This window comes from Azospirillum sp. Sh1 (assembly GCF_008365135.1).
Classification (GTDB): Bacteria; Pseudomonadota; Alphaproteobacteria; order Azospirillales; family Azospirillaceae; genus Azospirillum; species Azospirillum oryzae.
This window is the reverse complement of the sequence record NZ_VTTK01000007.1, coordinates 66,318-80,872: the sequence shown is the minus strand read 5'-3', so window position 1 is coordinate 80,872 and position 14,555 is coordinate 66,318. Positions and strand designations below refer to the sequence as shown.

Here is a 14,555-nt window from a genome sequence, read left to right as displayed (position 1 = left end):
GCATCATCGGACGGGCAAGGCCGCCGGCGGGAGACCGCCGGCGGCCTTTGCATTCCTGCAACGCGCCTGTGTCGCCCAGTTGACCTCGGTGCGACAATGGCTTGCGCGGCCTTTCCGAATGGTTTTACAGTTATACGGATTGCGGCCCTGTGCCGCGGTTCAGTGTTGGACCTTACGTTCGATCCCGAATTCGACAGTACGGGGGCCACGCCCATGATGACCGCCGAACGTCCCTTCAAGCGAGTCCTAGACCGGCTGAACGGTGCCGGTCTGCGCCCGACCCGCCAGCGCCTCGGCCTTGCCCGGCTGCTGTTCGAAGGTTGCGACCGGCACGTCACCGCGGAACAGCTGCATGGCGAGGCGCTGTCCGCCGACCTGCCGGTTTCACTGGCGACGGTCTACAACACGCTGAACCAGTTCACCGCCGCCGGCCTGCTGCGCGAGGTGGTGGTGGAGGCGGGAAAGTCCTATTTCGACACCAACACCAGCGATCACCACCATTTCTTCGTCGAATCCACCTGCCGGCTGGAGGACATCCCCGCCGACCGGCTGATGGTGCAGAACCTGCCGGCCGCTCCCGCCGGCACCCGCGTCGCCCGCGTCGACGTGATCGTCCGCCTGATCCAGGACGATTGCTGAACCTGTTCTTGCAGATCCCGTTTCGCGCTCAGTTCCTGTCGGCCGGTCCCGGTTCGGTGGAGTTGGGCGCACGGTCGACGAAGGGCCAGCGCATGAAGGCGAAGGCCCAGACCGCCACGACGTTGATGTAAGGGAACAGCAGCAGCAGGATCCACAGCGGACTGCGCCCGGCCTTGGCCAGGACCCAGCCGCCGGCGATCAGCATGTACATCGTGACGATCGAGCCGATCAGCAGTTCCCAGAAGCCCAGATGGATCACGGTCTCCGTCATGCCGTCCTCCGTGCCTTGACCTTGCGCGCCTGACGCGCCGGCAGAACCGGCCAGCGGCTGTGCGCCATCACGCCGATAGGAACGACATGCCCGAGCGGAACCAGCGAGAACAGGGCCCACAGCGGCGAAAAGCCGGCCCGCCGCAGGATGCGCGACAATGGCCAGACGATGGCGATCTGGAACAGCATCAGCCCCAAGAACGGCCCCTGACTCAGGCCATCGATGAAATCCTGCAGCATGCCGGTCCGGACCCTCCTCCACATCATTGTCGGGCAGAGAAGCGCGGGCGGGCGGCTTTGTCGAGCCAAACTTTTCCCGAACCGGGCTTCCGGCACCTCGTTGGAGGTTCTGCACGGATCAGGGGTGTGCGAACGTGAAATGTCCCGCATCGGCATGCTACAGTTCGCCGCGTCCGGCCTTTCCGGCTTGACGTCGTTTCAGAATTCAGATGCGGCGGGCCATTCTCTTTGACGGATCTCTCCGAACCGGACGGTGGCGCACACGGGAGACGGTGGCGCTTGTCGTCCCTGCCGCCGGTCGCCGCGTTGCGCATCGGCCTGCTTGTGGCGGTGATCGCCGGCTTCTGGCTGGTCGCCTACGCCGACCTCGACCGCGCGCGCGACCGGGCGATCCAGGACGGGCTGCGCCAGACCGTCAACCTGTCGATCCTTCTGGAGGAGGATGCCCGCCGCGTCATCGTCGTTGCCGGCTATTCGCTGCGTACCATGGCGGAAAGCGGACGCATCACCGCTCATCTGCTGAGCGACGCGGCTGGGCCGCCGGGCGCGGATGCCGGCCCCGGACCGGCACTGCGGACCCTGCTGATCATGGAGCGGGACGGACGGGTGCGGCAGGCCGCCGGCCTGGACGACCCGGCCTCGGTCGCCGGAACCCCGCTGGCCGACGCGGTGCGCGACGGTTCTGCTACCTTTGTCGGGCCATACCAGGCGGCCGACGGCGGCTGGCGGGCGGCCATGATCCGGCCGTTGACGGACGGCAGCGGCGTGGCGGCGGCGGTGCTCGACCTCGACCGCTTCACCAGGCTCTACGCCAGCCAGACCATCGGGCCGCTCAGCATCATCCTGCTTTATCGCGAGAATGGCGCGGTCCTGGCCTATTCGCGGACCGGCCTGCGGCTGGATCTGGACCGCGCCGCCTTCGCCGCCTTTCTGCCGCGGCTGCCCGCCGGCGAAGCCGCGCGGACGCTGTCCGGCTTCGACCCGGCGGAAGGGCGCGAGCGCATCGGCACGGTCCGCCGGGTGGCGGGGTTGCCGCTGTACGTCTATGTCCGAATCCGCACCGACGACGTGCTTGCCGGCTGGTACAACGACCGCTGGAAACGCGTCCTGGAAACCGCGGCGGTTTCGGTGGTGGTGACGCTGTTGGCCCTGCTGGCCTTGCGGCAGCTCGGGCGGCTGGAGACGACGACACTGGCGTTGCGGGCCAGCGACCGGCGGTCGCAGGCGCTGTTCGACAGCAGTTTCCAGATCATGGGGTTGCTGTCGCCCGATGGACGGGTTCTGGCGCTGAACCAGCCGGCCTGCGCGCTGGCCGGGTTGCCGGCCGAAGCCCTGGTCGGACACCGCGCCTGGGAGTTCCGCGGCTGGGCCCGCACCGACGAGTTGGCGGCGGGATTCCGTCAGTCCATCGAAAAGGCGGCGTCGGGACGATTCGTCCGCTATGAGACCGACGTGGTCACCGACGGCGTGACCCGCGTGATGGACGTGACGATCAAGCCGGTGTTCGACGACCGTGGCGCCGTGACGGTGCTGGTGGTCGAGGCGCGCGACATCACCGAACGGGTGGAGGCGGCGGCGCGGCTCGCCGCGGCGCTCGATCAGGCGGAGGCCGCCAACCGCGCCAAGAGCGCCTTCCTGGCGACCATGAGCCACGAGCTGCGCACCCCGCTGAACGCCATCATCGGCTTTTCCGACATCATGCTGCACGAGCTGTTCGGCCCGTTGGGCAGCCCGCGCTACCGCGACTATGCCCGCCATGTGCAGAACAGCGGCAGGCACCTTCTCGACCTTATCAACGACGTGCTGGACATGTCGAAGCTGGAGGCCGGGCGCTACACGCTCGATGAAAGCTGGCAGGAACCGGCTGGGACAATCGAGAATTGCCGCGCGCTGGCCGCGGTGCCGGCCGATGCCGGCGGTGTGCTGCTGGCGGTGGACTGCGCCCCCGGCCTGCCCAGCCTGCTGGCCGACGAGCGCGCGTTGCGGCAGGTGCTGCTGAACCTTCTGTCGAACGCGGTGAAATTCACCCCGCGCGGCGGCCGGGTGACGGTGAGCGCGGTGCGGGAGGAGGACGGCGGGATCACCATCTCGGTGCGCGACACCGGCATCGGCATTCCGGCCGAGGCGCTGACCCGTATCCTGGAGCCCTTCCAGCAGGCCGACAGCAGCATCCCCGGACGCTTCGGCGGCACCGGGCTGGGGCTGTCGATCTGTCGCGATCTGATGAGCCTGCATGGCGGAAGCCTGTCCATCGACAGCGAGCCGGGCCGCGGCACCACCGCCGCCATCCGCTTTCCGGCGACCCGCGTCGGCCCGCCGGTTGCGGCGGAAGGATTGCCGGCGTAAGCCTGTCGCCAACCGAGCCTGTTGGCTTTGAGGCGGATCGAAAGGCGGACGAGATGATCGGGAATGACGGGAAGCCGGTGTCCAAGGAGGACCTGCGCAAGCACATCGCCGCCTACAACGGCCAGTCGCGCGGCTCCAAGGAATTCGCGGCGATCCCCCGCGCGCTGGTGACCATCCTCGATGGGCTGAAGCCGGGCAAGACCGGCTACGTCAAATGCCTGGACGGGCAGGTTCAGCTGTCCCGCCGCAAGGACAACAGCGTTTCGGCGGGGTGACAAAAGGAAAGCGCCCCTCCCCGAGGCCGGGGAAGGGCGCTTTTTTTCTGAGTACCAGACTGTCAGTGCTTGGCCGCGGCGGCGGCACCGATGCCGGTCTGGGAGCGGACGAACTGGTCCTCGAAGGCGTCGCGCTCGGCGCGGGCCGACGCGCTGCTGTCCAGCTTCGACACGATGATGGTGACGAGGAAGGCCAGCGTCATCGAGAACAGGGCCGGCTGCTCGTAGGGGAAGATCGGCTTCGGGTTGTTCAGCACGACGACCCAGACGGCGTTCGACAGGACCACCAGCGTGACCGCGGAGATCAGGCCGGCGATGCCGCCCGCCAGCGCGCCGCGCGTGGTCAGCCCCTTCCAGTACATCGACAGGATCAGCACCGGGAAGTTCACCGAGGCCGCGACGCCGAAGGTCAGGCCGACCAGGAAGGCGACGTTCTGCTTCTCGAAGGCGATGCCCAGCACCACGGCCAGTACGCCCAGCACCAGCGACGCGATCTTGGACACGCGCATCTCCTCGCGCTCCGTCGCCTCGCCTTTGCGGATGACGCGGGCGTAGAGGTCGTGGGCGATGGCCGAGGCGCCGGCCAGCGCCAGGCCCGACACCACCGCCAGGATGGTGGCGAAGGCGACCGCCGACAGGAAGCCCAGGAACAGGTCGCCGCCCAGCGCCTTGGCCAGATGCATCACCGGCATGTTGCCGCCGCCGATCAGCTTGCCGCCGACCTTGCCGCCTTCGAAGAACTGCGGGTCGGTACCGACGATGGTGATCGCCGCCATGCCCAGCACGCAGACGATCAGGAAGAAGAAGCCGATGAAGCCCGAGGCGTAGAAGACCGACTTGCGGGCCTCACGCGCGTTGGGGACGGTGAAGAAGCGCATCATGATGTGCGGCAGGGCGGCGGTGCCGAACAGCAGGCCCAGCGACAGCGACACCGCCGACACCGGGTCGGCCAGCAGCGTGCCCGGCCCCATGATCTTGACGCCGTCCTTGTGCGCGGCGATGGCGCTCTTGGCGATCGCCTCCAGGCTGAAGCCGAAGCGCGACAGCGCCAGGAAGGCGAGCAGAATGCCGCCGCCCAGCAGAAGCACCGCCTTGATGATCTGCACCCAGGTGGTGGCGATCATGCCGCCGAAGGTGACGTAGACCACCATCAGCACGCCGACCACGATCACCGCGACGTTGTAGTCCAGCCCGAACAGCAGCTTGATCAGCTGCCCGGCGCCGACCATCTGGACGATCAGGTAGAAGCACACCACCGTCAGCGAGCCGATGGCGGCGAAGGTGCGGATCTTGCCCTGGTCCAGCCGGTATGAGGCGATGTCGGCGAAGGTGAAGTGGCCGAGGTTGCGCAGCCGCTCCGCCAGCAGGAACAGGATGATCGGCCAGCCGACGAAGAAGCTGATGGTGTAGACGAAGCCGTCATAGCCCTTGGCGAAGACGAGGCTCGACAGGCCCAGCAGCGTCGCGGCCGACATATAGTCGCCGGCGATGGCCAGACCGTTCTGGAACCCGGTGATGCCGCCGCCCGCGGTGTAGAAGTCCGACGTGGAGCGGGTGCGGCTGGCCGCCCAGTAGGTGATGCCCAGCGTCATCAGCACGAAGGCGATGAACATGCCGATGGCCGACAGGTTGATCGGCTGCTTTTCCAGCTGCCCGACATCGCCGGCGGCCAGCGCCGGCACGGCGAACAGGGTGGCGAACAGAGTGGCGGCAGCCGCCGCGAGGAGGATCCGGCGGGCGGTCATTGCAGCGTCTCCCGCGTGATCTCGTCGGTCAGGTCCTGGAAGCGGCCGTTGGCGAAGTGGGAGTAGACGCCGGTCAGCAGCCAGGACAGGATGATGATCCCCGCCCCGATGGGAAAGCCGACGCTGAGCGACGACTCGTCGGAGATCGGCTTGTGCAGCAGGTCCGGCGCGAAGGCGACCACCATCATGAAGCTGTAATAGCCGACCAGCACGATGGCCGACAGGATCAGGGCCAGCCGGCTGCGCTGGCGCACCAATTCCTGGAATTTGGGGTTCCGGCGGACCCTCTCATAGACCGGGTTGTTGGCGGGGGAGTGCATGTTTCCTCCAGACGCTGGACGTCCTTGTGGTGCCCGACCCAAATTGATGGGATTCGGCTTATGGCTTTTCGGCTAACAAAACACTGTTTCGCAAATTTCCCGGAAATATGACGAATTGTTTCAGCGTAATTCAGGTAACAATCCCACCGATTCGCATTGAGACGCAGCGGCGAAGCTGGGATGATGGCGGCAACTCCCCAATTCCCGCATCCTGCCGTCCCCGCCCGGAAAATGATCCGCTCGCCCCTGTTCCTCCGGCTGTTCTCGGCGATCCTGATCTCGCTCGGGCTGTTCTCCGCCGCGGCCTATGTCTTCTCGGTCCCCTTTATCGAGGAGAAGGCCTACGAGATCGAACGCGACGCCAGCCGCACCATCCTCGACAACGTGTTCGAACTGGTCAGCCGCATCCGCGTCGGGCTGGAGGAACAGCGGACATCCACGGTGGAGTCGTACAAGACGCGCCTGCGCGACGTGCTCGAACTGGCGGTCGGCTATATCGAGCATGTCTATGCCCGCGCCGACCGTGGCGAGATCACGATGGAGGAGGCCCGGCGCGAGGCGATGGAGGGGCTGCACGCCTTCCGTTACGGCAACGGCGACTATGTCTGGGCCATCGGCTACGACTCGGTGATCCTGTCCCACCCGTCGCCCGACTACGAGGGACGGAAGTCCGACGATCTGCGCGACAATCTGGGCCGCCACATCCTGCCCACCATCGTCGCCACCGCCAAGCGCGAGGGGGAGGGGTTCCAGACCTATCCGTGGTGGCGGCCCAACGGCGACGAGCGGGCGCCGAAGCTCAGCTTCTTCAAGGATCTGTCGAAGCGCGGCATCATCGTCGGCACTGGCGCCTATCTGGCCGACGTCGACGCCGAGGTGGAGCGGCGCAAGGCCGAGGCCATCGAGGATCTGCGCCAGGCCCTGCGCAAGCTGCGCATCGCCCGCACCGGCTATCTCTACATCTTCGATTCGGCGAACCGGATGATCATCCATCCGAATTCGAACATCGAGGGCACGGCCTTCGGCGACCGGCTGAATTCGGCCACCGGGCGCCCGATCGCCGAGGATCTGAAGGCCGCGGCGGCCAAGGGGATGCCGCTGACCTACCTGTGGGACAAGCCCGACGACCCCGGCAATTATGCGTATGAGAAGATCAGCTGGGTCCGGCATTTCGAGGGGTTCGACTGGTACATCGCCTCGTCCGTCTATGTGGACGAGCTGCGGCGGTCGTCGGTGGTGCTGGGCAACCGCATCCTCGCCATCGGCATGGCGCTGATGGCGGCGGGCAGCCTGCTGGGTTACGTCGCGGTCGGTCGGCTGGTCAGGCCGCTGCGCCGTCTGGCCGACACTGCGGCACAGGTGCGCGCCGGCGACCTCGACGCCCAGAGCGGCATCCGCCGCGGCGACGAGATCGGGCTGCTGGGAACCGCCTTCGACGGCATGGTCCGGCAGCTGCGCGACACCGTCGCCACGCTGGACAGCCGGGTGCGCGACCGCACCGCCGCGCTGGCGGAGGCGGAAACCCGGCAGCGCGTGATCCTGGACGCCATTCCCGCCTGCATCGCCGGGCTGGACCGCGACGGCCGGCTGACCTTCGCCAACCTGCGCTGGGCCGAACTGGTCGGGCGGGACAAGGGGGAGGTGATCGGCCGCGACCTTGCCGCCGTGGTCGGCCGGCGCGCCATGGCGGCGCTCGGTCCCCATCTCGACCGCTGCCTGTCGGGGAGCGTGGTGACCTTCGAATATGCCTTCCCGCGCGACGGCCGCGACATGGTGACCAAGACGACGCTGATCCCGCATCGTGGAGAAGAGGGCGCCGTCACCGGCCTGTTCGTTCTGACGCTGGACATCACCGACGAGAAGCAGACCGAACGCCAGCTGGTGGAGGCTCAGCGGCTGAAGGCGGTCGGGCAGCTGTCGGGCGGGCTTGCGCATGATTTCAACAATTTGCTGTCGATCATCATCGGCAACCTGTCGGCGGCGCGCGACCGCTACGCCGCGGTGGAGGGGCTGGACGCCTATCTGGAGCCGGCCCAGCGCGCCGGCCGCCGCGGCGCCGACATCACCGCCCGTCTGCTCGCCTTTTCCCGCCAGCAGCCGCTGAAGCCGGAGCCGATCGAGCTGTGCGGCCTGCTGCGCGACATGGCGGTGTTGCTGCGCCGCTCCTTCCCCAGCTCCATCGCCATCGGCGTGCCGGAGGAGGGGCGGGAATGCTGGACCATCGCCGACCAGACCCAGTTGGAGAACGCGCTGGTCAACCTCGCGATCAACGCGCGCGACGCCATGGCCAGCGGCGGGCGGCTCGACATCGCGGTGGGCATCCGCAAGCTGGAGGGCGACCAGTCCTTCGACGAGCCGGTCCGGCCCGACGATTACCTGGAAATCCGCGTCAGCGACACCGGCACCGGCTTCACGCCGGAGGCGCTGGCCCGTGCGGTGGAGCCCTTCTTCACGACGAAGGCTTTGGGTTCGGGGCTGGGGCTGTCGATGGTCTACGGCTTCGTCAAGCAGTCGCGCGGCTATCTGCGCATCGACAGCCGGCCGGGGGAGGGGACCGCCGTCACCCTGCTGCTGCCGCGCGCCGAGCCGGTGGCGCGCCTGCAGGACGCCGATCCAGCTTCGGCCGAACCGCAGCCCGGTGGCTGGTCCGGCCAACTGGCGCTGGTGGCGGAGGACAACGACGACGTGCGGCAGGTGATGCGCCAGCAACTGGTGGACCTCGGCTTCTCGGTGGTGGAGGCGGCCAGCGGCGACGAGGCGGCGGAGCTGGTGGAGCAGATCGACGGGCTGTCGCTGCTGGTCTCCGACATCGTCATGCCCGGCCTGTCGGGGGTGGAACTGGCGCGGCGCGCCCGCCTGCTGCGGCCGGCCATGCGGGTGGTTCTGGTCAGCGGATTCGCCGTCGAGTATGGCGACGTCCCCGCCGATGCCGTCATACTGCGCAAGCCATGGGACAAGCGGGACCTGGTGGCGGCCATCGGCCACGCCGCCGAACCCGCGCCGGCCTGATATGATCGGGTCAAGGGAATGCACCTGAAAAAATTCAGGGCGACGAGTGCCGAGGGGAAACGCGCGTGGGACAGAAGAAGCGCATCTATGTGGTCGAGGACGAGGCCGACATCCGCCGACTGGTGACGGAGGTGCTGGAGGGCTACGGCTATGACGTGTCCTGCTGGGCGAGCGGGCGCGAGGCGCGGGCGGCGATCCAGCGTCAGGCCCCCGACCTGTGCCTGGTGGATCTCGGCCTGCCGGACATGGACGGCCTGACCCTGGTGCGCGAGCTGTGGGAGGACGTGCGGTTCGGCGTCATCATCCTGTCCGGGCGCGGCGGCACCTCCGACCGCGTGCTGGGGCTGGAGCTGGGCGCCGACGACTATATCGTGAAGCCGTTCGAGTCGCGGGAACTGGTGGCCCGCGTCAACAGCGCCATCCGCCGCCGCGAACAGCTGTCCAGCGCCGCCGCCCCGGCCGAGACCGCGCGGGCGCGCTTCGGCCCCTGGGTGTTCGATCTGGGCAACCTGACGCTGACCGCCGACGACGGCCGGCAGGAAAGCCTGACGGCGGCGGAGGCCTCGCTTCTGCTGATGCTGCTGAAGGCGCCCAAGCGCGTGCTGTCGCGCGAGCATCTGCAGGGTCCCGACCAGGACCGCGACGATTTTCCCTATGACCGCAGCATCGACGTCCGCATCTCGCGCATCCGCAAGAAGATCGAGGAGGACCCGCGCGCGCCGCGGCTGATCAAGACCGTTTACGGCGCCGGGTATCTGTTCGCGGGTGACGTGACGTGGCTGCGGTGACGGGGGCACCCCCCTCGCGCCACCGTGAAACAACGCCAATAACAATTGGTCATAATCCTGAGAAAGTTGCGCAAAGCTGATCTGGTAGAGGCTGTTTCCAACACCGCCGCGCCCAATGTCGGCGCGCAACAAAGAACCCCTGGGGAGAACGGTCCGATGAGTGAAACTGCCGCCGCGGCGAATCAAAGCGTCGATGCCAGCGTCAATCCGTATGAGCGCGATCTCGACCGCAACGCCGCCAATTTCGTCGCCCTGACGCCGCTGACCTTCCTGGAGCGCGCCGCCGCGGTGTGGCCCGACCGGCTGGCCGTCGTCCACGGCCCGGTCCGCCGGACCTGGGCGGAGACCTTCGTCCGCGTGCGCCGTCTGGCCGCGGCGCTGGCGAATGTGGGGATCGGCACCGGCGACACCGTCGCCATGCTGGCCGCCAACACACCCGAACTGTTCGAGGCGCATTTCGGCGTGCCGCTGGCCGGGGCCGTGCTGAACGCCATCAACACCCGTCTGGACGCCGAGGCCATCGCCTTCATCCTGAAGCATGGCGAGGCGAAGATCCTGATCGTCGACCGCGAGTTCTCCGCCGTCGCCAAGAAGGCGCTGGCCCTGCTGGAAACGACGATCCCGGTGGTGGACATCGACGACCCGACCTATACCGGCGGCGAGCTGATCGGCGACCGCGACTATGAAGCCTTCATCAGCGACGTCGGGACCGAACATGCCTGGACCCTGCCGGCCGACGAATGGCAGGCCATCGCGCTGAACTACACCTCCGGCACCACCGGCAACCCGAAGGGCGTCGTCTATCACCACCGCGGCGCCTACCTGAATGCGGTGTCGAACGCGCTGTCCTGGAACATGGGCGACGCGCCCGTGTATCTGTGGACGCTGCCGATGTTCCACTGCAACGGCTGGTGCTTCCCCTGGACCATCGCGGTCACCGCCGGCACCGCCGTCTGCCTGCGTCAGGTCCGCCCGGACGCCGTGCTGACGCTGATCCGCGACGAGAAGGTGACCAACTTCTGCGGCGCGCCCATCGTCCTGAACATGCTGAACAACGCCCCGGCGGAGTTGAAGCAGGGCATCGAGCAGAAGGTGAAGGTGATGGTGGCCGGCGCCGCCCCGCCCGCCGCCGTCATCGCCGGCATGGAGCGCATGGGCTGGGAAGTCACCCATGTCTACGGCCTGACCGAATGCTACGGCCCGACCGTGGTCTGCGTCTGGCATGACCGCTGGGACGGCCTGTCGCTGGACGAGAAGGCGGCGATCAAGGCGCGCCAGGGCGTGCGCGGCCCGATGCTGGAGGCGGTGATCGTCGCCGATCCCTTCACGCTGGAGCCGATGCCGAAGGACGGCCGCAGCATGGGCGAGATCATGATGCGCGGCAACAACGTCATGAAGGGCTACCTGAAGAACCCCAAGGCGACGGAAGAGGCCTTCGCCGGCGGCTGGTTCCACACCGGCGACCTCGCCGTCTGGCACGAGGACGGCTACGTCGAGATCAAGGACCGGTCGAAGGACATCATCATTTCCGGCGGCGAGAACATCTCGTCCATCGAGGTGGAGGATGTCCTCTACAAGCACCCGGATGTGCTGGAGGCCGCGGTCGTCGCCCGCCACGACGAGAAGTGGGGCGAGACGCCCTGCGCCTTCGTCACCCTGAAGGACGGCGCCACCGCGACCGAGGCCGACATCATCGCCTTCTGCCGGTCGCACATGGCCCACTTCAAGTGCCCGCGCACGGTGGTGTTCGGCCCGCTGCCGAAGACCTCCACCGGCAAGATCCAGAAATACGTCCTGCGCAAGCAGACCGAGGGGCTGTAAGGGGCGGGGCACTTTGCCCCCTCCCTAACCCTCCCCCTATCGGACCGGCCTGCGGCCGGCCGAGGGGAGAGGGGACTGCCGCCGTCCTTTGCGAAATTCTCGCAAGCGTCCTGCCCCCTCTCCCACCGAAGGTGGGGGAGGGATGGGGAGGGGGCCAACGCCCCGCCATGCCTGCACGCCGCCCATTTTCAAAGGGACCCGCGCCATGAAGATCCTCTGCGCCGTGAAGCGCGTCGTCGATTACAACGTCAAGATCCGGGTGAAGACCGACCAGTCCGGCGTCGAGACGTCCAACGTGAAATTCTCGATGAACCCCTTCGACGAGATCGCCGTCGAGGAAGCCGTCCGTCTGAAGGAAGCCGGCACGGCGACCGAGATCGTCGTGGTCTCCGTCGGCCCGACCCAGGCCCAGGAAACCCTGCGCACCGCTCTCGCCATGGGTGCCGACCGCGCCATCCTGGTGCAGACCGACGTCGAGACCCAGCCGCTGGCCGTCGCCAAGCTGCTGAAGGCCCTGGTCGAGAAGGAAGCGCCGGGGATGGTGATCCTCGGCAAGCAGGCCATCGACGACGACTGCAACCAGACCGGCCAGATGCTGGCGGCCCTGCTCGGGTGGGGTCAGGGAACCTTCGCCTCGAAGGTCGCCGCCGCCGACGGCAAGGTCGCGGTGACGCGCGAGATCGACGGCGGTCTGGAGACGGTGGAGCTGAAGCTGCCGGCGGTGGTGACGGCCGATCTGCGCCTCAACGAGCCGCGCTATGCCTCGCTGCCCAACATCATGAAGGCGAAGAAGAAGCCGCTGGAGACCGTCACGCCGGATGCGCTGGGCGTCGATGTGACGCCGCGGCTGACCACGGTGAGGGTGGCCGAACCGGCGAAGCGCCAAGCTGGCATCAAGGTGCCGGACGTTGCCACCCTGGTCGACAAGCTGAAGAACGAGGCGCGGGTGATCTGAGGACTGGCTGTACCGGGTGCCCCCTCCCCATCCCTCCCCCGCCCTTGGCGGTGGAGGGGGCAGGACGCTTGCCGACGTAATTGATGCGCGAAGCGGCGGCAGTCCCCTCTCCCTCGAAGAGGGGGAGGGTTAGGGAGGGGGCATTCGAAGCTGACACCTAACACCCGCCAACCAAGGACCCGCCCCATGCCCATCCTGATCCTCGCCGACCACGACAACGCCACCCTGAAACCCGCCACCGCCCACGCGGTGACCGCCGCGAGCAAGCTCGGCACCGACATCCACCTTCTGGTCGCCGGCCGCAACGCCGCCCCTGCGGCGGAGCAGGCCGCCAAGCTGGCCGGCGTCGCCAAGGTGCTGTTCGCCGACGATGCCGCCTACGAGCACGCCCTGGCCGAGCCGGTCGCGGCGCTGCTGGTGTCGCTCGCCTCCGGCTACAGCCATGTCCTCGCCGCCGCCACCTCGGTGGGCAAGAACGTGCTGCCGCGCGTCGCGGCGCTGCTCGACGTGGCGATGATCTCCGACATCACCGCCGTGGTCTCTTCGGATACGTTCGAGCGGCCGATCTATGCCGGCAACGCAATCGCCACCGTGCAGTCGTCCGACGCGGTGAAGGTCGTCTCCGTCCGCACCACCGCCTTCGAGGCGGCGGCAGCCACCAACAGCGCCACGATCGAGAACATCACAGCGGTCGCCGATCCCGCCCTGTCCAGCTTCGTCTCGGCCGAGCTGTCGAAGTCGGAGCGGCCGGAACTGACCTCCGCCCGCATCGTGATTTCCGGCGGGCGCGGCATGCAGTCGGGCGACAATTTCCACCTGCTGGAGGCCATCGCCGACAAGCTGGGCGCCGCCGTGGGCGCCAGCCGCGCGGCGGTCGATGCCGGCTTCGTGCCGAACGACTACCAAGTCGGGCAGACCGGCAAGATCGTGGCGCCGGAGCTGTACATCGCCGTCGGCATCTCGGGCGCCATCCAGCATCTGGCCGGCATGAAGGACAGCAAGGTGATCGTCGCGATCAACAAGGATGAGGAAGCGCCCATCTTCCAGGTCGCCGATTACGGCCTCGTCGCCGACCTGTTCAAGGCCGTGCCGGAGTTGCAGCAGGCGCTGTGACGATCAGGCCGGGCCTCCCACGAGGAGGCCCGGCCGCTTCGCGCTTGCCGCGGCGGGCCGGCTGTTCTATCGCTGGCGGCACAGCAACCCGACAGCGGCAGGACGCCATGAGCATCGACGGCATCACCGGACTGGACCATCTGGTCATCGCCACCCGCGACCTGGACGCGGCGCGCGACGCCTATACCCGGCTCGGCTTCACCGTGACGCCGCGCGGCCACCACACCCAGCTGAAGTCGGCCAACCACACCATCCTGTTTCCGACCGGCACCTATCTGGAATTGCTGGGCATCGAGGAGCAGCGGCCGGCCAACGCCCACTACGCCGCCTTCCTGCGCCAGCGCGAGGGCATCGCCGCCGTCGCGCTGAAGACGCCGGACGCCCACGCCGCCGTCGGGGCGCTGACCGCAGCCGGCTTCCCGGTATCGGAACCCGTCGATTTCGGCCGCCCGGTGGAACTGCCCGGCGGCACCCGTGACGCCAATTTCACCATCACCCAGATCGACCCGGCCGCGACCCCGGCCGGCCGCGTCTTCCTGTGCCAGCACCACACGCCCGATCTGGTCTGGCGCCCCGACCAGATGGAGCACGCCAACGGCGCCACCGGACTGGAAGCGCTGGTGATCGCCGCCGCCGATCCCGATGCGGTCGCCGCGACCTATGCGAAGCTGCTGGGCGGCACCGTCACCGACCGCGGTTCCGCGCGCGTGGTGGAACCGCCAGGGTCCGGCGACGGTCAGGTCCCGGTGCTGGTTGCCACGCCGGACCGGCTGAATTGGGCCTGGACCTCCGATCCGGCCTTCTCCATCGCTACCCTGCCCTTCTTCGCCGGCTTCGTGTTGCGTGTCGCCGATCCGGTCAAGACCCAGCAGGTTTTGCAGAAGAGCAAGTTCCCGACGGTGGTGGGCGAAGGCGTGCTGCGGGTCGGGTCGGCCAGCGCCTGCGGCGCCATGATCGCCTTCGCGCAGGATTTCGACCTGAACAGCCTGATCGCCTGACCAACCTCGGATGCCAAGTCAGGTGATCGTCTCAGG

Annotated in this window: 13 protein-coding genes; 9 read left to right on the top strand and 4 right to left on the bottom strand. The window is 67.9% G+C overall.

The window, feature by feature from the left end; genetic code table 11:
* Window positions 1–213 precede the first annotated feature (213 nt).
* Window positions 214–639 (top strand): iron response transcriptional regulator IrrA, encoded by a 426-nt coding sequence (gene irrA / locus FZ029_RS09460; protein WP_149269029.1) that lies wholly within the window; start codon window positions 214–216, stop codon window positions 637–639.
* 28 nt (window positions 640–667) lie between these two features.
* Here the strand turns inward: irrA and FZ029_RS09455 are convergent, their stop codons facing one another.
* Together FZ029_RS09455 and FZ029_RS09450 are read right to left on the bottom strand one after the other, a co-directional pair.
* Window positions 668–910 (bottom strand): hypothetical protein, encoded by a 243-nt coding sequence (locus FZ029_RS09455; protein ID WP_149269028.1) that lies wholly within the window; start codon window positions 908–910, stop codon window positions 668–670.
* On the bottom strand, window positions 907–1,149 hold the full coding sequence (locus FZ029_RS09450) for a hypothetical protein (protein WP_085087450.1): 243 nt from the start codon (window positions 1,147–1,149) through the stop codon (window positions 907–909). The genes FZ029_RS09455 and FZ029_RS09450 overlap by 4 nt, the downstream gene beginning before the upstream one ends.
* Before the next feature lie 279 nt (window positions 1,150–1,428).
* Between FZ029_RS09450 and FZ029_RS09445 the strand changes: the two genes are divergently transcribed.
* Entirely contained in the window at window positions 1,429–3,495 is a 2,067-nt protein-coding gene (locus tag FZ029_RS09445; protein WP_247892230.1) for an ATP-binding protein, read from the top strand.
* Between the two features lie 53 nt (window positions 3,496–3,548).
* A complete protein-coding gene (locus FZ029_RS09440) occupies window positions 3,549–3,770 on the top strand; it encodes a hypothetical protein (protein ID WP_014246575.1) in 222 nt (73 codons plus the stop codon).
* Between the two features lie 62 nt (window positions 3,771–3,832).
* On the opposite strand, the gene FZ029_RS09435 is transcribed toward FZ029_RS09440, so the two are convergent.
* Together FZ029_RS09435 and FZ029_RS09430 are read right to left on the bottom strand one after the other, a co-directional pair.
* Window positions 3,833–5,515: a cation acetate symporter gene (locus FZ029_RS09435; protein WP_149269027.1), complete on the bottom strand. Its 1,683-nt coding sequence runs from the start codon at window positions 5,513–5,515 to the stop codon at window positions 3,833–3,835.
* On the bottom strand, window positions 5,512–5,835 hold the full coding sequence (locus FZ029_RS09430) for a DUF485 domain-containing protein (protein ID WP_149201621.1): 324 nt from the start codon (window positions 5,833–5,835) through the stop codon (window positions 5,512–5,514). Before FZ029_RS09430 ends, FZ029_RS09435 begins: the two co-directional genes overlap by 4 nt.
* Before the next feature lie 231 nt (window positions 5,836–6,066).
* Between FZ029_RS09430 and FZ029_RS09425 the strand changes: the two genes are divergently transcribed.
* The 6 genes from FZ029_RS09425 (at window position 6,067) to FZ029_RS09400 (ending at window position 14,519) form a co-directional block, all read left to right on the top strand.
* Window positions 6,067–8,844, top strand: coding sequence for a cache domain-containing protein (locus FZ029_RS09425; protein ID WP_149269026.1), 2,778 nt, complete (start codon window positions 6,067–6,069; stop codon window positions 8,842–8,844).
* Window positions 8,845–8,909: 65 nt separating this feature from the next.
* Window positions 8,910–9,632, top strand: a complete 723-nt coding sequence (locus FZ029_RS09420; protein WP_109075983.1) for a response regulator transcription factor — start codon at window positions 8,910–8,912, stop codon at window positions 9,630–9,632.
* A 156-nt stretch (window positions 9,633–9,788) separates the two neighbouring features.
* Window positions 9,789–11,453, top strand: a complete 1,665-nt coding sequence (locus FZ029_RS09415) for an acyl-CoA synthetase (protein WP_149269025.1) — start codon at window positions 9,789–9,791, stop codon at window positions 11,451–11,453.
* 205 nt (window positions 11,454–11,658) lie between these two features.
* Window positions 11,659–12,408, top strand: a complete 750-nt coding sequence (locus FZ029_RS09410) for an electron transfer flavoprotein subunit beta/FixA family protein (protein WP_149269024.1) — start codon at window positions 11,659–11,661, stop codon at window positions 12,406–12,408.
* Window positions 12,409–12,594: 186 nt separating this feature from the next.
* A complete protein-coding gene (locus FZ029_RS09405) occupies window positions 12,595–13,521 on the top strand; it encodes an FAD-binding protein (RefSeq protein ID WP_149269023.1) in 927 nt (308 codons plus the stop codon).
* Window positions 13,522–13,628: 107 nt separating this feature from the next.
* Window positions 13,629–14,519 (top strand): VOC family protein, encoded by an 891-nt coding sequence (locus FZ029_RS09400; protein WP_149269022.1) that lies wholly within the window; start codon window positions 13,629–13,631, stop codon window positions 14,517–14,519.
* The last annotated feature ends 36 nt before the right edge of the window (window positions 14,520–14,555 follow it).

What these genes read in the sequence shown, in the direction of transcription:
- FZ029_RS09400 (WP_149269022.1), top strand. Translation starts at nt 13,629, where the DNA reads ATGAGCATCGACGGCATCACCGGACTGGACCATCTGGTCATCGCCACC.
- FZ029_RS09430 (WP_149201621.1), bottom strand. Translation starts at nt 5,835, where the DNA reads ATGCACTCCCCCGCCAACAACCCGGTCTATGAGAGGGTCCGCCGGAAC.
- FZ029_RS09415 (WP_149269025.1), top strand. Translation starts at nt 9,789, where the DNA reads ATGAGTGAAACTGCCGCCGCGGCGAATCAAAGCGTCGATGCCAGCGTC.
- irrA (WP_149269029.1), top strand. Translation starts at nt 214, where the DNA reads ATGATGACCGCCGAACGTCCCTTCAAGCGAGTCCTAGACCGGCTGAAC.
- FZ029_RS09405 (WP_149269023.1), top strand. Translation starts at nt 12,595, where the DNA reads ATGCCCATCCTGATCCTCGCCGACCACGACAACGCCACCCTGAAACCC.
- FZ029_RS09455 (WP_149269028.1), bottom strand. Translation starts at nt 910, where the DNA reads ATGACGGAGACCGTGATCCATCTGGGCTTCTGGGAACTGCTGATCGGC.
- FZ029_RS09440 (WP_014246575.1), top strand. Translation starts at nt 3,549, where the DNA reads ATGATCGGGAATGACGGGAAGCCGGTGTCCAAGGAGGACCTGCGCAAG.
- FZ029_RS09425 (WP_149269026.1), top strand. Translation starts at nt 6,067, where the DNA reads ATGATCCGCTCGCCCCTGTTCCTCCGGCTGTTCTCGGCGATCCTGATC.
- FZ029_RS09435 (WP_149269027.1), bottom strand. Translation starts at nt 5,515, where the DNA reads ATGACCGCCCGCCGGATCCTCCTCGCGGCGGCTGCCGCCACTCTGTTC.
- FZ029_RS09450 (WP_085087450.1), bottom strand. Translation starts at nt 1,149, where the DNA reads ATGCTGCAGGATTTCATCGATGGCCTGAGTCAGGGGCCGTTCTTGGGG.
- FZ029_RS09410 (WP_149269024.1), top strand. Translation starts at nt 11,659, where the DNA reads ATGAAGATCCTCTGCGCCGTGAAGCGCGTCGTCGATTACAACGTCAAG.